This is a genomic window from Cupriavidus pauculus, from assembly GCF_003854935.1.
In the GTDB taxonomy this organism is placed as follows: Bacteria; Pseudomonadota; Gammaproteobacteria; order Burkholderiales; family Burkholderiaceae; genus Cupriavidus; species Cupriavidus pauculus_C.
Genome location: NZ_CP033969.1, coordinates 2,250,607 through 2,277,295, shown reverse-complemented (window position 1 = coordinate 2,277,295; position 26,689 = coordinate 2,250,607). Strand labels below are relative to the sequence as shown.

At 67.0% G+C, this 26,689-nt stretch carries 25 protein-coding genes; 3 read left to right on the top strand and 22 right to left on the bottom strand.

Annotated elements, in window-relative coordinates; translation table 11 throughout:
- Positions 1 to 128 precede the first annotated feature (128 nt).
- From EHF44_RS12240 to ndk, 14 genes are all read right to left on the bottom strand, one after another.
- Entirely contained in the window at positions 129 to 1,280 is a 1,152-nt protein-coding gene (locus tag EHF44_RS12240) for an ATP phosphoribosyltransferase regulatory subunit (protein WP_124683978.1), read from the bottom strand.
- A gap of 140 nt (positions 1,281 to 1,420) precedes the next feature.
- A complete protein-coding gene (gene hflC / locus EHF44_RS12235; protein ID WP_124683977.1) occupies positions 1,421 to 2,323 on the bottom strand; it encodes a protease modulator HflC in 903 nt (300 codons plus the stop codon).
- A 10-nt stretch (positions 2,324 to 2,333) separates the two neighbouring features.
- Positions 2,334 to 3,671, bottom strand: a complete 1,338-nt coding sequence (hflK, locus tag EHF44_RS12230) for an FtsH protease activity modulator HflK (RefSeq protein ID WP_124683976.1) — start codon at positions 3,669 to 3,671, stop codon at positions 2,334 to 2,336.
- Between the two features lie 107 nt (positions 3,672 to 3,778).
- Entirely contained in the window at positions 3,779 to 5,047 is a 1,269-nt protein-coding gene (hflX, locus tag EHF44_RS12225; protein WP_124683975.1) for a GTPase HflX, read from the bottom strand.
- A 271-nt stretch (positions 5,048 to 5,318) separates the two neighbouring features.
- Positions 5,319 to 5,558 carry an RNA chaperone Hfq gene (gene hfq, locus EHF44_RS12220; protein ID WP_066733804.1) on the bottom strand — a complete coding sequence of 80 codons (240 nt, stop codon included), beginning with the start codon at positions 5,556 to 5,558 and terminating at the stop codon, positions 5,319 to 5,321.
- Positions 5,559 to 5,767: 209 nt separating this feature from the next.
- Positions 5,768 to 7,111 (bottom strand): ribosome biogenesis GTPase Der, encoded by a 1,344-nt coding sequence (gene der / locus EHF44_RS12215; RefSeq protein ID WP_124683974.1) that lies wholly within the window; start codon positions 7,109 to 7,111, stop codon positions 5,768 to 5,770.
- A gap of 270 nt (positions 7,112 to 7,381) precedes the next feature.
- The gene (bamB, locus tag EHF44_RS12210) at positions 7,382 to 8,533 is read right to left on the bottom strand and encodes an outer membrane protein assembly factor BamB (protein WP_124683973.1); all 1,152 of its coding nucleotides are present in this window, start codon (positions 8,531 to 8,533) and stop codon (positions 7,382 to 7,384) included.
- A 41-nt stretch (positions 8,534 to 8,574) separates the two neighbouring features.
- Positions 8,575 to 9,204 (bottom strand): YfgM family protein, encoded by a 630-nt coding sequence (locus EHF44_RS12205; RefSeq protein ID WP_124683972.1) that lies wholly within the window; start codon positions 9,202 to 9,204, stop codon positions 8,575 to 8,577.
- Between the two features lie 103 nt (positions 9,205 to 9,307).
- The gene (gene hisS / locus EHF44_RS12200) at positions 9,308 to 10,663 is read right to left on the bottom strand and encodes a histidine--tRNA ligase (RefSeq protein WP_124683971.1); all 1,356 of its coding nucleotides are present in this window, start codon (positions 10,661 to 10,663) and stop codon (positions 9,308 to 9,310) included.
- A 41-nt stretch (positions 10,664 to 10,704) separates the two neighbouring features.
- Positions 10,705 to 12,000, bottom strand: coding sequence for a flavodoxin-dependent (E)-4-hydroxy-3-methylbut-2-enyl-diphosphate synthase (ispG, locus tag EHF44_RS12195; protein WP_124683970.1), 1,296 nt, complete (start codon positions 11,998 to 12,000; stop codon positions 10,705 to 10,707).
- Positions 12,001 to 12,048: 48 nt separating this feature from the next.
- Positions 12,049 to 13,140 carry a RodZ domain-containing protein gene (locus EHF44_RS12190; RefSeq protein WP_124683969.1) on the bottom strand — a complete coding sequence of 364 codons (1,092 nt, stop codon included), beginning with the start codon at positions 13,138 to 13,140 and terminating at the stop codon, positions 12,049 to 12,051.
- Positions 13,133 to 13,912, bottom strand: a complete 780-nt coding sequence (gene pilW / locus EHF44_RS12185) for a type IV pilus biogenesis/stability protein PilW (RefSeq protein WP_124683968.1) — start codon at positions 13,910 to 13,912, stop codon at positions 13,133 to 13,135. Before pilW ends, EHF44_RS12190 begins: the two co-directional genes overlap by 8 nt.
- Positions 13,909 to 15,060, bottom strand: coding sequence for a 23S rRNA (adenine(2503)-C(2))-methyltransferase RlmN (gene rlmN / locus EHF44_RS12180; RefSeq protein WP_124683967.1), 1,152 nt, complete (start codon positions 15,058 to 15,060; stop codon positions 13,909 to 13,911). Before rlmN ends, pilW begins: the two co-directional genes overlap by 4 nt.
- A 50-nt stretch (positions 15,061 to 15,110) precedes the next feature.
- Positions 15,111 to 15,536, bottom strand: coding sequence for a nucleoside-diphosphate kinase (ndk, locus tag EHF44_RS12175; RefSeq protein WP_124683966.1), 426 nt, complete (start codon positions 15,534 to 15,536; stop codon positions 15,111 to 15,113).
- A gap of 339 nt (positions 15,537 to 15,875) precedes the next feature.
- On the opposite strand from ndk, the gene EHF44_RS12170 reads away from it, so the two are divergent.
- Positions 15,876 to 16,580, top strand: coding sequence for a Bax inhibitor-1/YccA family protein (locus tag EHF44_RS12170; RefSeq protein WP_124685090.1), 705 nt, complete (start codon positions 15,876 to 15,878; stop codon positions 16,578 to 16,580).
- 71 nt (positions 16,581 to 16,651) lie between these two features.
- Here the strand turns inward: EHF44_RS12170 and rlmD are convergent, their stop codons facing one another.
- On the bottom strand, positions 16,652 to 17,956 hold the full coding sequence (gene rlmD / locus EHF44_RS12165; protein WP_437340331.1) for a 23S rRNA (uracil(1939)-C(5))-methyltransferase RlmD: 1,305 nt from the start codon (positions 17,954 to 17,956) through the stop codon (positions 16,652 to 16,654).
- A gap of 207 nt (positions 17,957 to 18,163) precedes the next feature.
- Here rlmD and EHF44_RS12160 point away from each other — a divergent pair, with 207 nt between their 5' ends.
- Positions 18,164 to 19,018: an endonuclease/exonuclease/phosphatase family protein gene (locus EHF44_RS12160; RefSeq protein WP_124683965.1), complete on the top strand. Its 855-nt coding sequence runs from the start codon at positions 18,164 to 18,166 to the stop codon at positions 19,016 to 19,018.
- Positions 19,019 to 19,053: 35 nt separating this feature from the next.
- On the opposite strand, the gene EHF44_RS12155 is transcribed toward EHF44_RS12160, so the two are convergent.
- From EHF44_RS12155 to surE, 5 genes are all read right to left on the bottom strand, one after another.
- Positions 19,054 to 19,890, bottom strand: coding sequence for a 3'-5' exonuclease (locus EHF44_RS12155; protein ID WP_124683964.1), 837 nt, complete (start codon positions 19,888 to 19,890; stop codon positions 19,054 to 19,056).
- A complete protein-coding gene (gene rpoS / locus EHF44_RS12150; RefSeq protein WP_124683963.1) occupies positions 19,887 to 21,047 on the bottom strand; it encodes an RNA polymerase sigma factor RpoS in 1,161 nt (386 codons plus the stop codon). Before rpoS ends, EHF44_RS12155 begins: the two co-directional genes overlap by 4 nt.
- A gap of 6 nt (positions 21,048 to 21,053) precedes the next feature.
- Positions 21,054 to 21,938 carry a peptidoglycan DD-metalloendopeptidase family protein gene (locus EHF44_RS12145; RefSeq protein WP_124683962.1) on the bottom strand — a complete coding sequence of 295 codons (885 nt, stop codon included), beginning with the start codon at positions 21,936 to 21,938 and terminating at the stop codon, positions 21,054 to 21,056.
- Between the two features lie 8 nt (positions 21,939 to 21,946).
- Positions 21,947 to 22,852: a protein-L-isoaspartate(D-aspartate) O-methyltransferase gene (locus tag EHF44_RS12140; RefSeq protein WP_124683961.1), complete on the bottom strand. Its 906-nt coding sequence runs from the start codon at positions 22,850 to 22,852 to the stop codon at positions 21,947 to 21,949.
- A gap of 106 nt (positions 22,853 to 22,958) precedes the next feature.
- Positions 22,959 to 23,711, bottom strand: a complete 753-nt coding sequence (gene surE / locus EHF44_RS12135) for a 5'/3'-nucleotidase SurE (protein WP_124683960.1) — start codon at positions 23,709 to 23,711, stop codon at positions 22,959 to 22,961.
- 241 nt (positions 23,712 to 23,952) lie between these two features.
- Here surE and EHF44_RS12130 point away from each other — a divergent pair, with 241 nt between their 5' ends.
- Entirely contained in the window at positions 23,953 to 24,927 is a 975-nt protein-coding gene (locus tag EHF44_RS12130) for an NADPH:quinone oxidoreductase family protein (RefSeq protein ID WP_124683959.1), read from the top strand.
- Between the two features lie 92 nt (positions 24,928 to 25,019).
- Here the strand turns inward: EHF44_RS12130 and EHF44_RS12125 are convergent, their stop codons facing one another.
- A complete protein-coding gene (locus EHF44_RS12125) occupies positions 25,020 to 25,811 on the bottom strand; it encodes an ABC transporter permease (protein ID WP_124683958.1) in 792 nt (263 codons plus the stop codon).
- Positions 25,812 to 25,838: 27 nt separating this feature from the next.
- Positions 25,839 to 26,651, bottom strand: coding sequence for an ABC transporter ATP-binding protein (locus EHF44_RS12120; protein ID WP_124683957.1), 813 nt, complete (start codon positions 26,649 to 26,651; stop codon positions 25,839 to 25,841).
- Positions 26,652 to 26,689: the final 38 nt, after the last annotated feature.

Here is a 26,689-nt window from a genome sequence, read left to right as displayed (position 1 = left end):
TTTCACACGTCCGTGTCACAGACGTTTGGGATCCATTCCGGGCGATCATGGGACGCCACGGGCAGCAAACGTCATGCGAGAGCAACTGGAGACGCCGGCACGATATGGCCGGCTCGGAAACAAACAGGTCAGCGCGGCACGACCACCCAGGTGTCGCCCTGGCGCTGCAACTGGCGGTCGCAGTTGAACTCGTCGAGTTCATGCGTATGGCCGGGCAGCGACTGGATCACGATCTCGCCTGCGGCGCGCAGCGCGGCAATTGTCGTGCGCAGCGCCGGATCGGCATCCCACGGCGCGTACACCGCCTGGGCGCGCACTTCCACGGGCGACAGCGCCGCCACCTCGCGCAGGTCGAGCGAAAACCCGGTGGCCGGCCGCGCACGGCCGAACGCCTCGCCCACCTTGTCGTAGCGGCCGCCTCGGGCCACGTAGTTCGGAAGGCCCGCCACATAGGCCGTGAACATCACGCCGCTGTGATAGTGGTAACCGCGCAAATCGGACAGGTCGATATTCACGCTCGCGCCGCGCACCTGGGCGGTCAGTGCGGCCAGTTCATCGAGCGCTCGGCCAATCGCCGGGCTGGCCGGCAGCGTCTGGCGGGCCTTTTCGATCACTTCCACACCACCGTACAACGTCGGCAGCGCCAGCAGCGCATTGCGCTCGGTCTCCGGCATGCCCTGCGTCAGTTCGCGCAGCGCCGGCACGTCCTTGGTTTCCAGCGCGGCGAACAGCGCGTCCTCGATCTGGCGCACCGACGGCAGCGCCGCCAGCAGCGCTTCCAGGATGCCAGCGTGGCACAAGTCCAGGCGAACGTCGCGCAGCCCCGCCACCTGCAGTGCAGCCAGCATCAGCTCCTGGATCTCGACGTCTGCTTCCAGGCCGGCATGGCCATAGATTTCCGCGCCGATCTGGATCGGCTCGCGCGTGGCGTGGAACCCGGCCGGGCGCGCGTGCAGCACGTTGCCGGCATAGCACAGGCGCGTCACGCCGGGACGGTTCAGCAGGTGCGCGTCGATCCGCGCCACCTGCGGCGTGATATCGGCACGCAGGCCCATCGTACGGCCCGAAAGCTGGTCCACCAGCTTCAGCGTGCGCAGGTCCAGGTCATGCCCGGTACCGGTCAGCAGCGACTCCAGGTACTCCAGCATCGGGGGCATGACCAGCTCGTAGCCATAGGTGCGGAACAGGTCCAGCATGCGGCGGCGCAGTTCTTCGATCTTGCGCGCTTCCGACGGCAGGACGTCGGCAATGTTTTCAGGCAGGAGCCAGCGGTTGGACATGGGGGTCTCTTCTATCAAAAACCTGGCCGGCGGGATGCACCCCTCCAGCCGGACAAAACCCCGGCGGACCGGGGTTCTGTCGAATGTTGCGTTTCGGGGCACCTGTCGTCAGACGCGATGCCCGGTGCGCGCCGTGCGCGCTACTTCTTGCCGCCTGACGCGGCCGGCGCCGTGTTGCCGCCCGACGACCGCATGTAGCGGAAGAAGTCGGAGTTCGGCTCCAGCACCATCACGTTGCCCTTGTCGCGGAACGTGCTGCGGTAGGCTTCCATGCTGCGCCAGAATTGCGCGAAGTTCGGATCCCGGCCGAAGGCATCGGCATAGATCTGCGACGCCTTGGCATCGCCCTCGCCCTTGACCATCTGGGCATCACGGTACGCCTCGGCCAGCACCACTTCACGCTGGCGATCGGCGTCGGCACGAATTTTCTCACCTTCCGCGGCGCCGGTCGAACGCAGTTCGTTGGCCACGCGCTTGCGCTCGGCCTCCATGCGGCGATAGACCGACTCGCTGATCGCGGGCAGCAGGTCCACACGCTTGAGACGCACATCCAGGATCTCGACGCCCACGGACTGCGCGTACTCGGCCATGCCGACGCGGATGTTCTGCATGACCTTTTCACGCTCGCCGGCCACCACGTCGGTCACCGTGCGCTTGCCGAATTCCTCGCGCGCCACGGCGTCGATCCGCTGCGTCATGCGGTCCTGGGCGCCGCGCACGTTGCCGCCAAAGGCGACGAAGAACTTGCGCGGATCGGTGATGCGCCATTTGACGAACCAGTCCACGACCATCGACTTCTTCTCGGCGGTCAGGAAGCGCTCGTTGGCGGCTACGTCGATCGTCTGCAGGCGGCGGTCCATGAAGACCACGTTCTGCAGCGGCGGCGGCAGCTTGAAATGCAGGCCCGGCTCGCGCACGACCTGCTTGATCTCGCCGAAGGCGAACACCACGGCGTACTGGCGCTGGTCGACCACGAACAGCATCGACGACACGACGGCCAGCAGGATGAACAGGCCAATGGCAAAGGAAATCAGTCGATTCATGACGGTCTCCTTAGCGTACGTCGCGATCGCGGTTGCGCATCGATTCGCGCGAGCGGATGTCCGGCGACGGTGCATCCGTCGTCGGCGGCGCAGTCGTGCCCGGCGCGGCGGCCGGCGGCGTGGCGCCCTGCACCTGCGACATCAGCTTGTCGAGCGGCAGGTACAGCAGGTTGTTGCCGGCCTTGGCATCGACGAGGATCTTGTTCGAGTTGCTGTAGATCTGCTGCATGGTCTCCAGGTAGATGCGGTCGCGGGTGACCTGCGGCGCCTTCGCGTACTCGGTCTGCACCGAGCGGAAGCGCGATGCGTCACCTTCGGCCTGCGCCACCACGCGGGCCCGGTAGGCCTCGGATTCTTCCTTCAGGCGCGCCGCCGTGCCGCGTGCGCGCGGCAGGATGTCGTTGGCGTACGCCTGGCCTTCGCTGATCGCGCGCTCGCGATCCTGGCTGGCCTTGTTCACGTCGTCAAACGCGGCCTGCACCTGCTCGGGCGGCTGCACGCTCTGGACGTTGACCGAGATCACGCGGATGCCGGTCTTGTATGCCGACAGGATCGACTGGATCGACTTGGCCAGGCCCTGCGCAATCTGCTCGCGGTTCTCGTACAGCACCGCGTCCATCTTGTTGCGGCCGACGATCTCGCGCACCGAGGTCTCGGCGGCCTGCGTCACCAGTTCCTCGTCGCCACCGCGGTCGGTCTTGTTGAAGAACAGGAATTCGCTGGCGTCCTGGATGTCGTACTGCACCGTGAAGCGGACGTCGATGATGTTCTCGTCCTGCGTCAGCATCGACGAGTCCTTGAGGTTGCTGTCCTTGATCGACGTCGCGCGGCCCACTTCCACCGAGCGCACGGCCGACAGGTTGACCACCTCGGCCGACTGGATCGGCCACGGCGCGCGCCAGTTGATACCGGGGCCCGTGGTGTACTTGAACTTGCCGAACTGCAGGATCACGGCGGTCTGCCCTTCCTGCACCATGAAGAAGCCGCTGGCCAGCCAGATGCCGATCACGGCCGCCACGATCACGCCGGCGCCGATGTTCGAGCCCCTGCCCGACGGGCGCGAGCCGAAGCCGTTGCCCTGCCCGCCGCCGCCGTTGTCCTTGCGGCCCAGCAGGCCGTTCAGGCGGCGGTTGAAATCGCGCCAGAGCTCGTCCAGGTCGGGCGGGCCATCCTGCGGCCGCTGGTTCTGCTGGCGGCTCTTGTCCTTGTCTTCATCGTCCTGACCGTTACGGCCCCAGCGGGGGTCGTTCAAGGAGAAGATGGCGCGCAGGCGCGGCCAGCGAGCAAGCCGCGCGGCGCGGCTGCCTGGCACGAAGTGCGAGTCAGGATTCCGAGGGAACAGGGGCATGAAGGGCACGGGTCCGGGAAAGTTTGGAACAGGGGGATTCTAGCAGCCATCTTGATCACTTTTGCTCAAAATCCCCCAATCGGGCCGCCATTGGCGGCAATGCTTGCTCAGTTGGGGTAGTTGTCGCCGGCAACCGGGCGATTCCCGGGTCCGTTTTCCGCCTCGTCATCGGGCTCGGGCAGGCCCTGGCCGTCGCTTCCCGCCGCCAGCCCGCCACCGTCCAGCCGGGGATCGTACGGCGCCGGCTCGCCCGGCCGGGTGGCCAGCCACTGGGCCACTTCGACGATGGCCTCGCGCAGCGCGTCCAGGCCCAGGCCGTCGCGCGCCGACAGGAATACCCGCGTCGGCACGCCGTCCTCGTTCCGCTCCACGCGCGGGCCCAGTTCCAGCAGTTCGGGCGCCGCGTCGATCTTGTTCATGACCACGATCTGCGGGATGTCCAGCGCGTCGATTTCCGCCAGCACCCGGTTCACCTGCTCGATCTGCTCGTGGCGCACGGCGCTGGACGCGTCCACCACGTGCAGCAGCAGGTCGGCGTGCACGGTTTCGTCCAGCGTGGCGCGGAACGCCGCCACAAGCTGGGTCGGCAGGTCGCGGATGAAGCCGACCGTATCCGACAGCACGACGTTGCCCAGCCCGTCCAGGAACAGGCGCCGGGACGTCGTATCGAGCGTCGCAAAAAGCTGGTCCGCGGCGTATGCCCGGGCCTTCGTCAGCGCGTTGAACAGCGTCGACTTGCCGGCGTTGGTATAACCGACCAGCGAAATGCTGAGCGTATCGTTGCGGGCGCGGGCGCGGCGCTGGGTATGGTGTTGGCGCTGCAGCCGCGCCAGATCAGTCTTGAGCCGCTTGGCGCGGTCGTCCAGCATCCGGCGGTCCAGTTCGAGCTGCCGCTCGCCGGGGCCGCCGCGCATGCCGATCCCGCCCTTCTGCCGCTCCAGGTGGCTCCACGCCCGCACCAGGCGCGACGCCTGGTATTGCACCTGCGCCAGTTCCACCTGCACCTTGCCGACGTGGCTCTGCGCGCGCTGGCCGAAGATATCGAGGATCAGGCCGGTCCGGTCGATCACGTGGCGGCGCAGGAACCGTTCGAGGTTCCGCTGCTGGGCCGGGCTCAGCGCGTGGTTGAACACCACCACGTCGGCATCCAGCGCGTCCGCCGCCTCCTTGAGCTCCTCGGCCTTGCCGGAGCCGATGAACAGCGCCGGGTCGGGGCGCGAACGCTTGCCGGTCAGCGTGTGCACCGGCACCGAGCCGGCCGTGGTGGTCAGCAGCGCCAGTTCGGAAAGGCTTTCCTGGAAATCATGCTTGCCGAAATCCACGCCGACGAGGATTGCGCGCGAGGGATCGGTCTGGGAAGTAGCTCTGGGTTGCAAGCGGGTGGACGCGGGGCGCCGGATAAATGTTGGAAACGGTGGGAAATCCGATTGTCAAGACAATGGTCGCGACCACGGGCCGCGGCGCGGCAACCTGTCGCATCGGGCGGCCGTCAGGCAGCGGGACAGGTGCGGAATCGATCGGAAACCGGAATTTGAAGAGGCGGCCCGTTCGGGGCAACGCTGGCGGCTCGCGCCGGAGGACGGCGGGACAGGAACGTGCAGCGTGGACGGCCGCATGGCAATGCGGCCACCCACAAATGAGGGAAAATCAGCCCTCGGAGGAATCATCCACACGGAAATTGACCGCGCGCGCCGGCACGACGGTGGAAATCGCATGCTTGTACACCATTTGGGTCACGGTGTTGCGCAGCAGGACGACATACTGGTCGAACGACTCGATATTGCCTTGCAGCTTGATGCCATTGACGAGGTAGATGGAAACCGGCACGTGCTCTTTGCGCAGCGCGTTAAGGAACGGGTCTTGTAGCAATTGCCCTTTGTTGCTCATGGCACACTCCAAAATTATAGATTTAGTGATGGATCATGGGGACGAAAGTCCCCGGTTCAAGTCAGTTGGCGCAAAAACGCGCCAGAAAAAAGATCAAAACGGTACCAAGCTGGCATCAACGCGCAGGGCTCCCCCTGCTACCGTGAATTTAGCCGCAGTTCCAAACGAACGCAAACGAAACTTCGGACGAGGATGGGCACCTTTCTGGCTCAATCCTTCGAGTCCGCGTACGGGTTTTTGTTCGTACGGAATTCGATGCGCAATGGCGTGCCCTTGAGCTTGAACGCCTCGCGGAAGCGGTTCTCCAGGTAGCGCTTGTAGGCATCGGTCACGTTCTGCAGGCCGTTGCCGTGGATGACCACGATGGGCGGGTTGGAACCACCCTGGTGCGCGTAGCGCAGCTTGGGCCGCGACACGCCGGCGCGCTTGGGCTGCTGGAATTCCACTGCCTCGTGCAGCACGCGCGTGAGCTGCGGCGTGGGCAGCTTCACCATCGCGGCAGCGTACGCATCGTCGACCGAACGCAGCAGCGCGCCGATTCCGGTGCGCTCCTTCGCCGAGACGAAGTGGAAGTTCGCAAAGCCCAGGAACTGCAGCTTGCGCTCCAGGTCGTGCTTCACGCGGTCGCGCTGGTGGCCGTCCAGGCCGTCCCACTTGTTCACGCCCACGACGAGCGCGCGGCCCGATTCGACGATGAAGCCGGCGATATGGGCGTCCTGCTCGGAGATGTCCTGCTGGGCGTCCAGCAGCAGCACCACCACGTTGGCATCGGCAATCGACTGCAGCGTCTTGACCACCGAGAACTTCTCGATGGCCTCGAACACCTTGCCGCGCTTGCGCAGGCCGGCCGTGTCGATCAGCGTGTACGGCTTGCCGCCGCGCTCGAACTCCACGTAGATGGCGTCGCGCGTGGTGCCCGGCATGTCGAACGCGATCACGCGCTCCTCGCCGATCAGCGTGTTGACCAGCGTGGACTTGCCCACGTTGGGCCGCCCGACGATGGCGATCTTGGTGCCACGCTGGTTGGCCTCGGCTTCCTCGGCCAGCTCGGGCCGCTCCTGCACGGCCAGTTCCAGCGCCTCGTCCACCAGTTCGCGCACGCCGTCGCCGTGCGTGGACGAGATCGCGTACGGATCGCCCATGCCCAGCTCGTAGAAGTCCGCGGCCACCGAGGTGTACTTCATGCCTTCGGCCTTGTTGACCGCCAGCATGATGCGGCGGCCGGTCTTGCGCAGGTAGTCCGCGATCACGCGGTCCTGTGGCGCCAGGCCCAGGCGGCCGTCCACCAGGAAGATGACGACGTCGGCCTCCACCACGGCCTGGCGGGTCTGCTTGGCCATTTCGGCGACGATGCCGTCCTTGGCCACGGGCTCGAAGCCGCCCGTGTCGATCACGATGAACGGACGATCGCCGATGCGGCCCTCGCCATAGTGGCGGTCCCGCGTCAGGCCCGGCAGGTCGGCGACGAGTGCGTCGCGCGAGCGGGTCATCCGGTTGAATAGCGTCGACTTGCCCACATTAGGGCGGCCGACGAGTGCGATAACTGGTTTCATGCAATAAATGGGAACAGGGGGCGGCCTGCGCCGTCCCCCAGCAACTCCGGAGTCATGTTGAGCCGACAACCGCCGTGGGCATCACGGCTGGCCACGTTTGTCGGGCGTCCTGTCGGGGGGCAAGTCGGAGCCAGACGCTCCGTCCCGCCGTGTTGCACGACCAGGGATCATGCTACCGGATTGGCGCCGGCCGTGCGACAGGGGCACGGCCGGGCCGCGTGCGCCAGCACGCGGTACGATGGCGGCCCCGGCACGGGCCGCCGCTGGCAATCAGTTCGGCACGAAGCCGTACACGTCGCCGTCGCGGGTCTGGACCACCAGGGTCTGCCCGGCGATGACCGGCGCCGCGCTGATGGCGCTGCCGTCGGTCTTCATGCGCGCGACGATCGTGCCGTCTTCCCGCGACAGGAAGTGCACGAAACCTTCATAGTCGCCCACCACCACCGAGCGGCCGATCGTGGCCGGCGCACCAAGCTGGCGATAGCGCAGGTCCGTATTCTTCCAGCGCTCGTTGCCGTTCTGACGATCGAATGCGAACACCGCCGACGTCTCGTCGCTGGAGAACAGCGAATTCTCATCCTGGGCCAGGCCCATCGGCGACGAGAAATCCTTGCCCCACTGCGGCTGGCCGTTGGCCAATTCCAGGCAGGCAATCCGGCCCTGGAACGTCGTGGCGCAGACCTGGCGGCCCAGCACGGCCGGCACGCCGGTCACGTCGTTCAGGCGCTCGATTTCCGACACGCCCTTCGGATAGGACACGGTGCTTTCCCACCGCAGCACGCCGTTGCCCGGGGCCAGCACGCCCAGCTTGCCACCCGGAAAGCCGGTCACGATGCCGTCGCCGGCATAGACCATCCCCATCGCGGCGCGCAGGTTCAGCGCGGCCTGCGAGCGCTGGTAGATCCAGCGGCGGTCGCCGGTGCCGGCGTCCAGCCCGATGACGCGCGTATCGGTCGTACGCACCACCACCAGGCCGTTGCCGACCAGCGGCGCCGACAGGACTTCGCCATTGACCTGCTTCTTCCAGATCTGCTTGCCGGACTTGTCGAACGCGTAGATCGCGCCCTTCTCGCCCGCGACGGCGGTGGTCTCGCCGTCCGAACCGGGGCCCGACGTCAGGTCGCGGTCGGTCTTGGCCTTCCACAGCGTCTGGCCGCTGGCCGCGCTGATTGCCATCACCGTCCCGCTCTTGCCGGACACGTACACCGCATCGCCAGCCGCCACGGGCGCCATCACATACGGGCCACTCTTGCCCACGTCGGCCTTCCAGGCCTGCTTGACCGACAGCGTGGCCGACACCGGCTTCAGCTCGGTGGGCGGATGCTTGTTTTCCTTGCTGAACAGCGAGCAGCCCGCCAGCAGGCCCAGGCAGGTGCCGGCCACGAGCGTGCGGGTTGCGGCTGTGCGAAGTAATGACGTCATAGGATGCGTTCCGATATTTTTTGAGAGGGTCCGCGGTCCGCTCACGCGGTGCCCAGCGCGTCGAGCTTGAACTGGATGATCTGGCGCATGCCGGCTTCGCCGGTGCCCAGCTTTTCCAGCGCACGGCGGTAGGCGGTGCGGGCCTCGTCACGCTTGTCCTGGGCGGCCAGCAGGTCGCCGCGGCGGTCCGCGAACAGCGCTTCGTACTGCGCCGGCGCGTCCTTGAGCAGCGCCAGGCCCTGGTCGTACGCCTTCTCGTCGAGCAGGATGCCGGCCAGGCGCACGCGCGCCACCGGGGCGTAGTCTTCGCCACCGTGGTCGATGGCCCACTGGAGCTGGGTCTTGGCGCCTGCCAGGTCGCCGGCCTCGTACAGCACCTTGGCGGCGGTCAGCGCGCTCATCGGGCCGTAGGCGGTGCGGCCGAACTTGTCTTCGAGGTCCGTGGCGGCGCGCTTGACGCGGTCGGCGTCGCGCGCTTCGGCGGCCTTCGTCACCTGCTCGTAGAGCTGCGCGGCATCACCGGCCTGCGAGCGCTGCCAGTACTTCCAGCCGGACCAGCCCGCAAAGGCCAGCAAGAGCACAATGACCGCCCACGTGACGGCGTTGCCGTACTGTGCCCACCAGGCCTTGAGGCTCTCAAGCTGTTCCTGTTCTTCTAGATCGTAAGCCATGTCGAGGCAGTTACCTGCGTTGGTTGAAATTGACACGGCCGCTTCCTTCCAGGACAGCGGCCGTGCGGCACTTGTCTGACGACGCGCCTGTTGCCCGACGTCCTTATTGCTCGTCGTCCTCGTCGTCGTCCGCTTCCAGCGCGTCCACCATCCGTTCGATGATGAACTCCACCACGGTCTCGGCCGGGATGCTGGTCTGCGGACCGCCCTCGGCGGCGTTGCCGCTGCGCAGTTGCTTGACCGCCACCGTGCCGCCGGCGATTTCGTCGTCGCCAATGATAACGGCAAAGGAGGCGCCGCTCGCGTCGGCGCGCTTCATCTGCGACTTGAAGCTGCCGCTCTTGCCGTCGGGCGTGGCGTGGAAGAGCACGTCCAGGCCGGCGTCACGCAGCCGTTCGGCCGCGATCATCGCCTGCTCGCTGGCGGCCTGGCCCTGGTGGACCATGTACACGTCGCAGCCCTGGGCCTCAGGGGTCAGCTTTTCCTCGCGCAGCAGTTCGATGATGCGCTCGATGCCCATGGCCCAGCCGCACGCCGGCGCGGGCTTGCCGCCCATCTGCTGGATCAGCGGATCGTACCGGCCACCGCCCGCGATCGTGCCCTGGGCGCCCAGCTTGTCGGTGATCCATTCGAACACCGTCAGGTTGTAGTAGTCCAGGCCGCGCACCAGGCGCGGGTTGATCTTGAACGGGATATTGTTGGCCTTCAGGATGCGCTGGACGCCCTCGAAGTGCGCCAGCGACTCGGCACCCAGGAAGTCGATCAGCTTGGGCGCGTTGGCGGCCATCTCCTGCAGCGCCGGATTCTTGGTGTCCAGCACGCGCAGCGGATTGGTGTACAGGCGGCGCTTGCCATCCTCATCGAGGATGTCCTTGAAGCCTTCCAGGTACTTGACCAGTTCCTCGCGGTGCGCGGCGCGCTCGTGCGCCTGGCCCAGCGAATTCAGCTCCAGCCGCACGCCGGTCAGGCCCAGGTCGTCCCACAGGCGCTGGCACATCAGGATGATCTCGGCATCCACGTCCGGGCCGGCAAAGCCCAGCGCCTCGGCGCCAAGCTGGTGGAACTGGCGATAGCGGCCGCGCTGCGGCCTTTCGTGGCGGAACATCGGGCCCGTGTACCAGAGGCGCTTGGGGCCGTCGTACAGCAGGTTGTGCTCGATGGTCGCGCGCACGGCCGCGGCGGTGCCTTCCGGGCGCAGCGTCAGGTTCTCGCCATTGAGCGCGTCGGTGAAGGAATACATCTCTTTCTCGACGATGTCGGTCACCTCGCCAATGCCCCGCACGAAGAGCTGCGTATGCTCGACGATCGGCGTGCGGATCTGCTGGTAGCCATAGGCGCGCAGCATGCTGCGCGCGGCGTTGTCGAACAGTTCCCACAGCGGGGCATCGGCGGGCAGCATGTCGTTCATGCCCTTCACGCCCTGCAGTGCCTTGTCGGCCTTCGTCTTGTCTTCGCTCATGTTCTCTTCGTGATACCGGTGGTGTCCTGGCGCCCCTGCGCTCAGGCCACCGCTTCCTGTTGCTTGGCCTGCTTCGCGTCGGGACCGTAGTGCGTGCGGACGTATTCGTCCACGATCGCCTGGAAGTCCTGGGCAATATTGTCACCGCGCAGCGTCTTGACCTTGACGCCGTCGACGAACACCGGCGCGGCCGGCGATTCGCCCGACCCCGGCAGCGAGATGCCGATGTTGGCGTGCTTGCTTTCGCCCGGGCCGTTGACGATGCAGCCCATCACGGCCACATCCATTTCCTCCACGCCGGGGTACTGGTCCTTCCAGACCGGCATCTGCTCGCGCAGGTACGACTGGATGCTGGCGGCCAGCTCCTGGAACGTCGTGCTCGTGGTGCGGCCGCAGCCCGGGCAGGCAATCACCATCGGCGTGAAATTGCGCAGGCCCATGGTCTGCAGGATTTCCTGGCCGACGTAGACCTCCTTCTCGCGCGGCGCGCCCGGTTCCGGCGTCAGCGAGATGCGGATCGTGTCGCCGATGCCTTCCTGCAGCAGCACCGACAGCGCGGCCGTCGAGGCCACGATGCCCTTGCTGCCCATGCCGGCCTCGGTCAGCCCCAGGTGCAGCGCGTATTCGCAGCGGCGCGACAGCTCGCGGTAGACCGCCACCAGTTCCTGCACCTGCGACACCTTGCACGACAGGATGATCTGGTTGCCCGGCAGGCCGATTTCCTCGGCCTTCTGCGCCGATTCGATCGCCGACGTGATCAGCGCCTCGACCATCACGCTCTGCGCGGGCCACGGCTCGGCGCGCTGGGCGTTCTCGTCCATGATGCGCGCGAGCAGGTCCTGGTCCAGGCTGCCCCAGTTCACGCCGATACGCACCGGCTTGTTGTAGCGGCACGCCATCTCGATCATCTCGGCGAACTGCTTGTCGCGCTTGGCACCCTTGCCCACGTTGCCGGGGTTGATGCGGTACTTCGACAGCGCCTGCGCGCACTCGGGATAGTCGTGCAGCAGCGTGTGGCCGTTGTAGTGGAAGTCGCCCACCAGCGGCACGTTCACGCCCATCCGGTCCAGCTGTTCGCGGATGGCCGGCACGGCGGCGGCGGCCTCGGGCGTGTTCACGGTGATCCGGACGATCTCCGACCCGGCGCGCGCCAGTTCCTTGATCTGGATGGCCGTGCCGATGGCGTCGACCGTGTCCGTGTTCGTCATCGACTGCACGCGCACCGGTGCGCCGCCGCCGATCGTCACGATGTTGTCGCCCCACGCGACGCTGGCCTGGCGCGACACGCGGCGTGGCAGCGGACCCGGGATCACCGGTTGGGAAGCTTTCTGGTGCATTGCGTTACCACCTTCAAATGGCATGGCTGATTGCGCGGCCCGGCCGCATTACTGCAGGGTCAGGCGCGCCACGTTGTTCCGGTCGGCGGCCTTGAAGTTGACCGGCGCGCCATTGTGCGCCATCGACTCCACGCCCTTCACGTTGCCGAGCACGACCTTGTAGGGACCACCCGCGCCGCTGCCGGCCACGGCGTCGCCGGCCTTGCCGGTGCCGCCCATGATGACCTTGCCGGTGCGGTCGCGCACTTCGTACCAGGTATCGGCGGCAAAGCGGATCTGGACCGCGCCGTCACCGGTGGCGGCCGGTGCGGCCGGCGCACCAGGCGTGGCGGCCGTGGCCGTCGCGGGCACCTGCACCGGCTGGGCCGCAGGCTTGTCCTGCGGCAGGCCCACCGCGCCGCCAGTGGCCAGCGGCATGCCGGTGGCGGTGGTCGGCGTGGTCGTCGTCGTTGTCGTCGTCGTAGCCGATGCGGGCGACGCCTCGGACGGCGCGGGCGAATCGTTGCCGGCCATCACCGGCGGCAGCGCGGCCGATACCGTGCCGTCACCGTTGCTTTGCGTCCCGCCCTCTTCCGCCGGCTTGTCGGCCGCGCGGTCGCCGGCCGGCGCATCGGCGGCGGCCTGATTGTGCGATTCCAGCCAGGCCTTGGCATGGTCGTAGCCGAAGTACACGCCGGCGCCAGCCAGCGCCAGCACGCAGACCAGCCACAGCCAGCGGCCACCGGCGCCGCCCGTGCCCTTGGCCTTGCCGCCAAAGCGCTTGCGGTCGTCGAACGCCTGGTTCAGCGCGCCTTCATGCCGACGGGTGATGCCGGTTACCGGCATGGCCTGCGCCTGGGCATGGTATTGGCCCAGCAGGCCATCGATATTGATCTGCAGCGTGCGCGCATAGGCCCGCATCACGCCCTTGGCGAACGTCACGTCCGCCAGGCTCGACACATTGCCCGCCTCGATCGCCACCAGCTTGCTCGGCGCCACCTTCAGCCGTGCGCCGACATCCTCCAGCGACAGGCGTTGCGCCTCGCGACCCTCTTTCAGTTGCGCCCCGATCTCGCGGGCCACTGCCTCGCGGTCGGAGTCTGTCGCGCCGCCTGCAACTTGCGTTGCGGCCTGGCTGCCGGCGCGCTCTTCTTCATTCATCCCAAGCTCCTCTCTCGTATGCGGTCAGCTCGCGCGAATCGGGGAAACGGTTACGCAGTTCCGCGATCATCGCGCCCTGCGTCTGGGTATCGCCCTGCCGATGGGCAATGCGCGCACCCAGCCAGAGGGATTGCGCGGTGGCAAAACGGCTGCCGTTGATGCGGCCAGCGAACTGCCGGGCTTGTCCCATGTCCCCGCGCTGGAAATACAGTTGCGCGAGATTCATGAGCACTGACGGATCATTCCGGTCATATCCGTAGGCCGTCTGCAGATATTTTTCTGCCCCGGCAAAGTTGCCGTGGCGCAATTCGCAGACGCCCAGGTTGGTCAGCGGCTTGATCGGCCCATTGGCCGACGGGGCCTGCACGGCGCGTTCCAGCGTCGCCTTGCCCTCGGCGTAGCGGTTGGTCTGGCACTGGAACCAGCCGTAGTTGTTCAGGATGTCCGGGTCGCCCGCGCGCATGCCCAGCGCGGTACGGAAGCTGTCCTCGGCCAGCGCGTTCTCGTTCATGCCCATGTAGATCAGGGCGCGTACGTGATAGGCGTCGACGTTGGCCGGATCGATCGCGATGGCCTGCTTGACCTCGTCAAGCGCCACCGGGTACTGGCGCGCCTCCAGGTACTGCGTCGCCAGGCGCAGCCGGAGCGCGGCGCGCTTGTTCGCGGCGGTCTGGTCGGAAGCGGTCTTGATGTCCTGCGTGGGCCCGGCGGGCAGCGTGCAGGCGGACAGCATCAACAGCCCTGACAGGGCAGCGACAAGCAGACGGATCATGCAGGACGGGCCTCCCGAGCGCTGCCGGCAACCACCGGCACCAGTGGCGTGATCTTGCCGAACTTGCCGCGCTCGGCCAGGCGGGTGCGATCCATGACCTCGCCGGCCAGCTGGCCGCACGCGGCGTCGATGTCGTCGCCACGGGTCTTGCGGATCGTCGTGACGATCCCCGCGTCCATCAGCACCTGGGCGAAGCGGCGGATCTGCTCGTTGTTCGAGCGCTTCAGCCCCGACTCGGGGAACGGATTGAACGGGATCAGGTTGAACTTGCATGGCACGTCGGCCACGAGCTTCAGCAGTTCCCGGGCGTGCTCGACCGTGTCGTTGACGTTGTCGAGCATGCAGTATTCGAAGGTGATGAAATCGCGCGGCGCGAACTCAAGGTAGCGGCGGCATGCCGCCATCAGTTCGGCCAGCGGATACTTGCGGTTCAGCGGCACCAGCACGTCGCGCAGCGCATCGTTCGAGGCGTGCAGCGACACGGCCAGCGCCACGGGCAGGTCCTTTGCCAGGCGGTCCATCATCGGCACCACGCCGGACGTGGACAGCGTCACGCGGCGGCGCGACAGCCCGTAGGCGTTGTCGTCGAGCATCAGCCGCATGGCCGGCACGACGGCATCGTAGTTCAGCAGCGGCTCGCCCATGCCCATCATCACCACGTTGGAGATGACACGGTCGTCCTTGGGGCCGCGGCCCAGTTGCTCGCGCATGGCGAACTCGGCCATCCAGAGCTGGCCGATGATCTCGCCCGTGCTGAGGTTGCGCGAGAAGCCCTGCTTGCCGGTGGAACAGAACCGGCAGTTGACGGCGCATCCGGCCTGGGACGACACGCACAGCGTGCCGCGCGTGTCCTCGGGGATGTACACCGTCTCCACCGCGTTGCCGGCGCCCACGTCGAGCAGCCACTTGCGCGTGCCGTCGGCGGACAGGTTGTCCGTGATGATGGCAGGCGCCCGGATCTCGGCCCGCGTCGCGAGCTTTTCGCGCAGCGACTTGGCGAGATCCGACATGGCGTCGAAGCGGCTGGCGCCGAACTGGTGGATCCAGCGTTGCAGCTGCCGTGCACGGAACGGCTTCTCGCCGAGCTCGCCGCAATAGGCGGTGAGCGCGTCCGCGTCGAGATCGAGCAGGTTGACGAGAGAGTTCATGACGGCAGTTTCCAGCGTTGCTACAGGTTCAGTCGTGATGTCAGAGACAATCAGCGGCTGTAAACGTTCATGCCCGGGAAGAAGAACGACACTTCCACGGCAGCCGTCTCGGCGGCGTCCGAGCCGTGCACGGCGTTCGCGTCGATGCTGTCGGCGAAGTCGGCGCGGATGGTGCCCTTCTCGGCCTTCTTCGGGTCGGTGGCGCCCATCAGCTCACGGTTCTTGGCAATGGCGTTCTCGCCTTCCAGCGCCTGGATCATGACCGGGCCCGAGACCATGAAGTCCACCAGGTCCTTGAAGAACGGACGCTCCTTGTGCACTGCGTAGAACTGCTCGGCTTCGCCGCGCGACAGGTGCACCATCTTGGCAGCAACGACTTTCAGGCCGGCGGCCTCGAAACGGGCGTAGATCTGGCCGATAACGTTCTTGGCCACGGCATCCGGCTTGATAATCGACAGGGTGCGTTCGATCGCCATGAAAAACTCCGAAAAATGAAGGGGTTACAAATGGATTAAACGTGCAATTCTAGCACGACCGCATGGCGGATTCGAGCGCGTGCCGGCATGACTTGAAAGACGCCCGGACGCACCGGCACCGTGCCGCCGATTATGCGCCGGAAAGCACATTACATTGTTGAAATGCGGGAACAGATACCCGGCACTTGCGTCAAAATGTCTGCGTTTTCGGAAAACAACTACTGACAAGGGTAATTGTCAAGACAAGGGCCCTTGCAAATCCGCGGGCGCGATGCCACATTGGCGCTGTGCGGCCGGGTTGCCCCGGCGCCTCACGTATCTCAGATGACAGGAGTCATGATGAACAACAAGCTGAATACCTATGGATTCGGCAACAGCGCGGGCGTGACCGATGTGGCCGTCCGCAACCGGGTCCTACGCAATACCTACTGGCTGCTGGCCATCTCGATGATCCCGACCGTGCTCGGCGCGTGGATCGGCGTGGCCGCCGGCTTTGCGGGCCTGGTCGCCGGCAGCCCGGGGCTGTCCGCCATCCTGTTCCTGGCCGTCGCGTTCGGCTTCATGTTCGCCATCGAGAAGACCAAGAACAGCAGCATGGGCGTGGTCCTGCTGCTGGCCTTCACGTTCTTCATGGGCCTGATGCTGGCGCGGATCCTGAGCCTGACGCTGTCGTACTCGAACGGCCCGGCGCTGATCATGTACGCGTTCGGCGGCACCGCGGCCGTGTTCGGCGTGATGGCGACGATCGCCACGGTCAGCAAGCGCGATTTCTCGGGCCTGGCCAAGTTCCTGTTCGTCGGCGTGATCCTGCTGATCCTGGCCAGCATCGCCAACATCTGGCTGCAGCTGCCGGCGCTGATGATCACGCTGTCGGTCATCGCCATCGCGATCTTCTCGATCTTCATCCTGATCGACGTGCAACGCGTGGTGAACGGCGGCGAGACCAACTACATCACCGCCACGCTGGCGATCTACCTGGACGTCTACAACGTCTTCGTGAACCTGCTGGCCCTGCTGGGCATCTTCGGCGGCAACCGCGACTGAGCGGCGCCGCACCCAATGAAACAGCCGCCCTCGGGCGGCTGTTTTTTTGTCCGGTCCCGTCGCGCCAGGGCTCAGTCGCGGTCGAACACGGCGATCGATTCGACGTGGGACGTGTGCGGGAACATGTTGACCACGCCCGCACCGCTGAGCCGGTATCCGGCCTCGTGCACCAGCAGGCCGGCGTCGCGCGCCAGCGTGGCCGGGCTGCACGACACGTAGACGATCCGCTTCGGCAGCAGGTCGCTGCCGGCCTGGTTCAATTCGCCAAGCGCCTTGCAGACGGCCAGCGCGCCCTCGCGCGGCGGATCGACCAGCCAGCGGTCGAACCGGCCCAGCGCCGCGATGTCCTCGGCGGTCACCTCGAACAGATTCCGGCACGCGAACGACGTCTTGCCGGCCAGCCCGTTGTACTCGGCATTGGCCAGCGCGCGCGTGGTCAGCGCCTCGCTGCCCTCGATGCCCATCACCGATGCGCCCTGCGTGGCCAGCGGCAGCGTGAAGTTGCCGATGCCGCAGAACAGGTCCAGCAGGCGGTCAGACGGCTGGGCGTCCAGCAGGCGCAGCGCCCGGCCGATCAGCACGCGGTTGATCTGATGGTTGACCTGGGTGAAATCGGTCGGCTTGAACGGCATGCGGATGCCGAACTCGGGCAGCGTGTAGGCCAGTTCCTGCTCGGCCGGGTAGAACGGGTAGACCGTGTCGGGGCCCTTGGGCTGGAGCCAGAACTGCACGCCGTGCTGGTCGGCGAAGGCGCGCAGCAGGTCCTTGTCGGCATCGGTCAGCGGTTCCAGAATCCGCAGGACCAGCGCGGTCACCTCGTTGCCGACGGCCAGTTCGATCTGCGGCATGCGGTCGCGGATCGACAAACCCGTCACCAGTTCCCGCAGCGGCACCAGCATCGCCGACACGTGCGGCGGCAGGATCTCGCAGCGCGTCATGTCGGCCACGTAGCTGCTCTTGCGCTCGTGGAATCCCACCAGCACCCCGCCCTTCTTGGCCACGTAGCGGACCGTCAGCCGCGCCCGGTAGCGATAGCCCCAGTCCGGGCCGGCGATGGGACGAAACACCACATCGGGCTTGACCTTGGACAGGTGCCAGAGGTCGTCTTCCAGCACGCGCTGCTTGATGGCTAGCTGCGCGCGCGCGTCCAGATGCTGCATCGAGCAGCCGCCACAGACGCCAAAGTGCTGGCAACCGGGCGTCACGCGCATCACCGACGACTGCCTGATCTCGACCAGATGGGCCTGCTCGTAGCTCGGCTTGCGCCGGTAGCTCCGGTAGGCCACGGTCTCGCCGGGCAGCGCGCCTTCGACGAAGATCACCTTGCCGGGCGTGCCGTCCTCGTTTTCCAGGCGGCCGACGCCACGCGCCTCCATGTCGAGGCTGTGGATCGAGACCACGGGATCGGCGGGCACGGGCGTGGCGGATGCGGCGGGTGCGGCACCCGGCTGGCCCGCTTGCTCGGGCTGGGGAGTAACGACGGCTTGAGACACCAGAGGGACCTGACGTATTGTTTTGCGAAAGCGCGATTGTAGTCCAGTCATCGCGCCGTCACGAAGCAGCACGTCACAGGAGAGACGGCGATGGAACTCGTTTCCTGGAATATCCAGTGGGGACGCGGCGCGGACGGCAAGGTCGACCTTGCGCGCACCGTTCGCACGATCCGCGGCATGGCGGACGCCGATGTCATCTGCCTGCAGGAAGTGACGCGCGGCTTTTCCGACATCGACGGGAATCCGCAGCGTGACCAGGTGGCGGAGCTGACCGCGCTGCTGCCGGGCTATCGCGTGATCTTTGCGCCCGGCGTTGACCGGACGCACGGCGACGGCACGCCGCGCCAGTTCGGCAACGTCATCGCCACGCGGCTGCCCGTGCGCGAGATCTTTCGCCATGCCCTGCCCTGGCCGGCCGATCCCGATGTCGCGTCGATGCCGCGCGTGGCGCTGGAAGTCACCGTGCTGGCAGGCACCAGCCCGCTGCGCGTCATCTGCACGCATCTGGAGTACTACTCGAAGCCCCAGCGCGAGGCCCAGGCCGACGCGCTACGCCAGTGGCACACCGAGGCGTGCGACCACGCGCGCCGGCCGGGCAAGTCCGAGAAGAAGCCGGGCCCGTTCACGCCCGAGCCGCGCCCCACCGCCGCGGTGCTGTGCGGCGACTTCAACAGCAAGCCCGATGACGTGGCCTACCGGCGCGTGCTGGAGCCGTACAGCGACGGCACGGTGAACTGGCAGGATGCCTGGTGCCAGATGCACCCGGACCAGGACCATGCGCCAACCTGCGGGCTGTACGACAAGGAACAGTGGCCCGAGCCGGCGTTCGCATGTGATTTCGTCTTCGTGACCGAAGACCTGCTGGGCGATGTCAGGCGCTGCGAGGTCGATGCCGGCACCGATGCATCGGACCATCAGCCAATCCACCTGAGCCTGGCGCGCTAAAGGCCGGGAAGGCCGGAATTGCGAGGCTGGGCGCCTCAGTCCTCGTCCTCGGCCTCGGGGGCCATCGGCTGGAGCCGGAACGCGCGCAGGTACTGCATCCACTGCTCGCCCGGCAGCTCGGCCAGCGTCTCCTGCACCAGCGACACTTCCATGTCGAACTCGCGCGGCGACAGCCCGCCGCGCATCAACTGGAAGCGGCAGTACATCAGGTACGTGTTGACGACGTCGGTCTCGCAGTAGTCGCGGATCTCGGCAAGCCGGCCCTGCTGGAACGCCTGCCAGACCATGCTGCCGTCCATGCCCATCTTGCCGGGAAAGCCGCATAGCTTTGCCAGGTCATCGAGCGGCGCGCTGGCCCGCGGCTGGTACATCGCCAGCAGGTCCATCAGGTCCAGGTGCCGCATGTGGTAGCGGCTGATGTAGTTGTTCCACTTGAAGTCGCGGCTGTCGTCGTCGCGGCCTTCGCCCATTTCCCAGTAGCGCGGCGCGGCCACGCCGTGCACGAGACCACGGTAGTGCAGCACGGGCAGGTCGAAGCCGCCGCCGTTCCATGACACCAGTTGCGGGCTGTAGCGGGCAATCAGCTCGTAGAACTTCTGGATCAGCGTGGCTTCCCCGTCCTCGGGCGTCCCCAGCGATCCGACGTGGAACACCGCGGAGCCGTCGCGTTGCGTGCGGCGCAGCACGCACGAAATGGCGGCCACGCGCTGCAGGTAATGGGGCAGGAAATCGGAACCGGTTTTCTCGCGGCGCGCAGCAAACGCATGCTCGGCCACTTCGGCGTCGCTCATTGCTGCGGGATGGTCGTGCAAACGGCGCAGGCCGTCGACATCGGGAATCGTCTCGATGTCGAATACCAGCACAGGGGTCATAAAACGGCGTCCTTCCTTACACCTTGCGAAGCGAAATGCCGCTTGAGCTTGACCAGCGCTTCCTGCTGGATCTGGCGCACGCGTTCGCGCGTCAGGCCCATTTCCTCGGCCAGCTCTTCCAGCGTGGCCGGCTCGATGTGGTTCAGGCCGAAGCGGCGCTCCACCACATAGCGATGCTTCTCCGACAGGCGCGCCAGCCAGAGCTTCATCAGGTTTTCGAGTTCGCGGTGGGCCACCTCCTGGTCGGGGGCGGCATTGTGCTCGTCGGACAGGAAATCAAGCAGGCTCGATCCCGGGTCGAGATCGAACGGCGTATCGAGCGAGGTGGTGTGTTCGTTGAGCGCCAGGACGTCCTGCACCTCGTCCGGCGTCTTGCCGAGGAGATGAGCGATGTCTTCCAGGCTGGCGTCGCGGCCGTCGGTGCCGCCCTTCTCCAGATGACGCTTGGCGCGCAGGACCTGGTTCAGTTCGCGGATGACGTGCACCGGCAACCGCACGGTGCGCGCCTGGTTCATGATGGCCCGCTCGATGCTCTGGCGGATCCACCACGTGGCGTAGGTCGAGAAACGGAAGCCGCGCGTCGGGTCGAACTTCTCGATCGCGTGCATCAGGCCCAGGTTGCCTTCCTCGATCAGGTCGAGCAGCGGCACGCCGCGGTTCAGGTAGCCCTTGGCGATGCTGACCACGAGGCGCAGGTTGCGCTCGATCATGACCTGCCGGGCCGAGAAGTCGCCGCCCTTGGCCAGCGTGGAGAAATGCAGTTCCTCCGGGGCCGACAGCAGCGGCTTGATGCTGATGCGATTCAGATAGTGCTGGACCGTATCGGCGGCCAGTTCGGTATGCAGGACGGTGCGGAAGTCGTCGGGCTCGGCGGCAGCCTCGGTCGTGCTTTCCTCCTCCTCGTCCTCGGACTCCTCTTCCTCGTCCTGGTCCGATTCTTCGGCGCTTATTTCGGCATTGCGCCGGCTGGCGCGCGACACGGGAGCGATGGGTTCGTCAGCCACCGGCACCATGTCCGATGCCGGGTCGGCTTCCGCCTCGTACACTCCGACGACCTCGTCATCGGATTGCGTTGCCACGCCAGCCTTGCCTTCCGGCTGCTTGGGACGACGGGTCCTGCTGACAACTCCGGATGAGACAGTTTTCTGGCGTGGCATGAAACCTCACTGTGGCGGTAGATACCGCATCGGATCGACCGGTTTTCCGTTCTTGCGAACCTCGAAATGCAGCTTGACCCTGTCAGTATCACTGTTACCCATTTCGGCAATCTTCTGGCCCTTGCGGACCGTTGACTGCTCTGCCACCAGCACCTTGTCGTTGTAACCGTAGGCGGTGAGATACGTGTCGTTGTGTTTGATGATGACAAGATTCCCGTAGCCGCGCAAGGGGCCTACGTGAATCACCCTACCCTCGTCGGCGGCCAGCACCGCATCGCCTTTCTTACCTGCGATATCGATGCCCTTGTTGCCCTTGTCGTCAAATTTACCAACCAGTTGGCCGCTGGCCGGCCAGACCAGCCGGATGTCGCCCGCCGGGGCCGACGCGGCACCGGATGCGGCGGCCACGGCGGCCGGCGCCGGGGCGCCCGGCACGGCAGATGCCGCGGGTGCGGACGACGCGCTCATCGGCGTGCCAACCGGGCGGGTCGCGTCGATCGGCTGCGCCTGCACGGTGCCCGGTGCCACGGGCACGGTGGCCACGCCCGGCGCGGCATTCACGTCGGCGCTCGGCGGCACCACGCGCAGCAGTTGTCCCACTTCGATCTGGTTGGCGTTGGCCATGTTGTTCCAGGCCGCCACGTCGCGGTAGGACTGGCCGTTCTCCAGCGCGATACGGTAAAGCGTATCGCCGCGCTTGACCCGATAGTATCCGGGCGGCGCCGGCTCGTTGGACACCGCCGCCGGCTGGGTGGCCACGCCCGAGGTGCGGTCCACCACCGGCGCGGGCATCGGGGAATTGGCGCAGGCGGCCAGCACGGCTGCCGCGGCCAGGACGCCCAGGTGTTGTCCGACTCGTGTGAAATTCTTCTGATTCACGATGTTGTGCATAGTTCGACTCAGATGGTGCCCGATTTTAAAGGCACAAAGAAGACAGCTTCAAGCGCGGTCCGGTGAAAACGATGCCGATTGAGGCGCTCGATCAGTAGCAGTTGCTGGGTCACCGTCTGGCCCGCGGCGCCGGTGCCGGGGGTCACGACGGGCGCGATCAGCCGGCCGCCGATGGCAAGCTGCTCCAGCAGGGCCTGCGGCACTTCCATGCCGGCCGCGGCGAGGATGATCGACGAGAACGGCGCGGCCTGCGGCAGGCCCAGCATGCCGTCGCCGTAGTGCAGGCGGATGTTCGGCACCCGCAGCGGGCGCAGGTTCGCCTTGGCTTGTTCGTGTAGCGGACGGATCCGCTCGATGGAGAACACTTCCTGCGCGCACAGGCTCAGCACGGCCGCCTGGTAGCCGCAGCCGGTGCCGATCTCCAGCACGCGCGCCAGCGGCTGGTCGGGCGTCAGCCCTTCGCGCAGCAGCTCGATCATCCGCGACACCACCGACGGCTTGGAGATGGTCTGCTGATGGCCGATGGGCAGCGCGGCGTCCTCGTACGCCTGCGACGCCAGCCCCGGCTCCATGAACAGGTGGCGCGGCACCGTGGCGATGGCGCCAAGCACGCGCTCGTCGCGGATGCCGCCGGCCCGCAGCCGTGCCGCCAGCGCCGCGCGGGCGCGATCCGACGCCATGCCCCCGCCGCCGGCCGTGGCGGCCGACGCGCGCGCCTCCACCGCGCTGCCCGGCGCGGGCGGCGGCGCCGGCGGGGCGGCCGGCTTGCGCGGCTTCACCGTGGCGGGCGCCGGCGCGGCAACCGTGCGCTTGCCCACCGCGGGCAACCCGGCGGTGCGCGCGGGCGCGGGCTTGCGCTCGACCACCGCATCGAGCGGCAGCGGAAAGCGGGATCGGCGCGGCGTGGAACTCATTTCAGGGGCAAGGCAGGCAAGGATGGGATGACGACGATGGCGGCGGCCGCGCCACGGGCACGGCCATCGCCAAGAAACGGCCGGGCGGCGCGCGGCGCTGACACGCTCACCCCAGCCACTGTCCGATCTGTTCGAGCTGGCCGCGGTGCGTCAGGTCGAGCTGCAACGGCGTGAGCGAGACGTAGCCGTTGGCGGTGGCATGGAAATCCGTGCCTTCGCTCGCATCGCGCGCATCGCCGGCGGGGCCGATCCAGTAGATGGGATCGCCGCGCGGATTGGCCTGCTGGATCACGGGCTGCGACGGGTGCCGCTTGCCCAGCCGCGTGGCGCGCTGGCCGCGGATGTGTTCGTACGGCAGGTTCGGGATGTTCACGTTCAGCAGGAACGGCTCGCTCGGCGGCCGGGCAATCACCCGCTCGACGATCTCGCGCGCCACGCGCGCGGCGGCATCCACGTGCTCCCAGCCATGGTGCACCTGCGAGAACGCAATCGACGGGATGCCGAACAGGTAGCCCTCGATGGCGGCGGCCACGGTGCCCGAGTACAGCACGTCCTCGCCCATGTTCTGGCCCTGGTTGATGCCGGACACCACCAGGTCGGGCCGGTCTTGCAGCAGGCCGGTGAGCGCCACGTGCACGCAATCGGTCGGCGTGCCATTGATGTAGCGGAAGCCCTTCTGCACGCCCTCGCGCGCTTCGTAGACCGACAGCGGGCGCTGCAGCGTCAGCGAATTCGAGGCGCCGCTGTGGTTCTGTTCCGGGGCGATCACGGTCACGCGCGCCAGGGGCGCGAGCGCTGCGTGCAGGACGGCAAGGCCCGGCGCAAGGTAACCGTCATCGTTGGCAAGAAGGATATGCATGGCCGCGATTGTACCTGAGCAAGGGGCCGTCGGCGCCACCGCGGATGCACCGGAAACGGGACAATCCGGCCCCGGCCATGCGTCGCCCGAATGGGCGCCATGCAACGATTTGCTCGTGCAGAACGATCGTGCTTTTCTTGCGCTACACTTGCCCGACACCGTCCGGGGCCGCCCTCGCCCGCCCCGCGCGGACGCCGGCCCGGCCGGCCCGATCCGCACGACATCACACATGGGAGACAAGATGAAAGCCGTACTGTGCAAAGCCTGGGGTCCGCCCGATTCCCTGTCGCTGGAAACGCTGCCGGACCTCGTGCCGGGCGATGGCGAAGTCGTCATAGACGTCAAGGCCGCCGGCGTGAATTTCCCGGACGTGCTCATCATCCAGAACAAATACCAGGCCAAGCCGGAACTGCCGTTCTCGCCGGGTTCTGAACTGGCGGGCGTGGTCAACGCCGTTGGCGCCGGTGTTACACATGTGAAACCGGGTGACAAGGTCATCGCCTACCTGGGCAACGGCGCGTTTGCCACGCAGGCCAAGGCGCCGGCCAAGGCCGTGGTGCCGATGCCGCCCGGCATCGACTTCGACGTGGCCGCCGCGTTCACGCTGACCTACGGCACGTCGCACCACGCGGTGGTGGACCGTGGCGAACTGAAGGCCGGCGAGACCATGCTGGTGCTGGGCGCCGCCGGCGGCGTGGGGCTGGCGGCTATCGAGATCGGCAAGGCGATTGGCGCGCGCGTGATCGCGGCGGCGTCCACCGACGAGAAGCTGGCGGTCTGCAAGGCGCACGGCGCCGACGCGGTGATCAACTACAGCACCGAGGACCTGCGCGAGCGCATCAAGGCGCTGACCGACGGCAAGGGCCCCGACGTGATCTACGATCCGGTGGGCGGCATCTACGCCGAGCCGGCGTTCCGGTCCATCGCCTGGCGCGGCCGCTACCTCGTGGTGGGCTTTGCCAACGGCGAGATTCCGAAGATCCCGCTGAACCTGGCGCTGCTCAAGGGCGCGTCGCTGGTGGGCGTGTTCTGGGGCGACTTTGCGCGCCGCGAGCCCAAGGCCAACCAGGCCAACATGGCGCAGATGCTGGGCTGGATGCAGGAAGGCAAGATCCGGCCGCATATCTCGGCCCGGTATCCGCTGGACCAGGCGCCCCAGGCGCTCAAGGACATGGAGGCACGCAAGGTGACGGGCAAGATCGTCATCCAGCCGTAGCCACCGCGGCGGTCCGCTCCCCTCCCCGCCCGGCGGGCGAGGGGACCGCAGGTCCCGCCCAACGCTCAGCGCTCAGGCTCAGCGCCCACCGCTCAAAGCTTCTCCGTCTCCCCGCTCTTCGGCTGCCACTTCATCAGCCGCTTTTCCCCGGCCGTCACCATCCAGTCCAGCACCAGCGCAAACGCGGTCAGCACCACGATGCCCGCGAACACGGTGTTGATGTCGAACGTGCCTTCCGCCTGCAGGATCAGGTAGCCCACGCCGCGCGCCGAGCCCAGGTATTCCCCGACCACCGCGCCCACGAACGCCAGGCCCACCGAGGTGTGCAGCGACGAGAACACCCAGCTCGTGGCGCTGGGCAGGTACACGTGGCGCAGCAACTGCTGCCGGTTGGCGCCCAGCATGCGCGCGTTGGCCAGCACCACGGGGCTCACTTCCTTCACGCCCTGGTAGACGTTGAAGAAGACGATGAAGAACACCAGCGTCACGGCCAGCGCCACCTTCGACCAGATGCCCAGGCCAAACCAGACCGCGAAGATCGGCGCCAGGATCACGCGCGGCATCGAGTTGGCCGCCTTGACGTAGGGGTCGAGCACGGCCGACGTGAACGGGCTCAGCGCCAGCCACAGCCCCACGCCCAGCCCGGCCACGGTGCCAATGCCGAACGCCAGCACCGTTTCCAGCAGCGTCACGCCCAGGTGGATGTAGATGTCGCGCTCGACGATGAACCAGTTCCAGATGCGCTGCGCCACCATCAGCGGCTCGCCGAAGAAGAACGCCACCTGCTCGGAGCGCGTGGCCAGGTGCCACACGACCAGGATGACGACGAGAAGCAGCAGCTGCCAGACGCGCAGCATGCCTTGGGAATCAGCACGAAAAGCCATGATCTTGTTGTTGTCCGGTCGGGAGATTCAGGCCACCTTGCGCTGCTGCGCGTAGCCCTTGAGCACTTCCTCGCGCAGCACGTCCCAGATGGCGGCGTGCAGCTCCACGAAGCGCGGATGGTTGCGGATCTCGGCCACGTCGCGCGGGCGCGGCAGGTCGATCGTGAACTCGCCGATCGGATGCGTGCCCGGGCCGGCCGACAGCACCACCACGCGGTCGCTCATGGCGATGGCCTCGTCCAGGTCGTGCGTGATGAACAGCACGGCCTTGCGCTTGGCGGCCCAGAGCTCCAGCACCTCGTTCTCCATGAGCTGGCGCGTCTGGATGTCCAGCGCCGAGAACGGCTCGTCCATCAGGATGATGTCCGGGTCCATCACCAGCGTCTGCGCCAGGCTCACGCGCTTGCGCATGCCGCCCGACAGCTGGTGCGGATACCGGTCGCCAAAGCCGCCAAGGCCCACGCGGCGCAGCCATTCCTCGCCCTGCGCCACGGCGTCGGCGCGCGGCACGCCGCGGAACTCCAGGCCGGCGATGACGTTGTCCAGCGCGCTGCGCCAGGGCATCAGCGCCTCGGTCTGGAACATGTAGCCGGCGCGCCGGTTGATGCCGCGCAGCGGCTCGCCAAAGATGCGCACCTCGCCCGACGACGGCTCCAGCAGGCCGGCCGATACGTTGAGCAGCGTGCTCTTGCCGCAGCCGGTGGGACCCACCACCGACAGGAATTCGCCGGGCTGGATGGACATCGTGACATCGCGCACGGCGGTGTAGCGCTGCGCGCGGTCCTCGCGCGAGACAAACGTGCAGGTCACGTTTTCAAGGGAAAGTGCAGGCGTGCTCATGACGGCATGACTCTGAGAAACGTTTCGCCCGCCGGGCG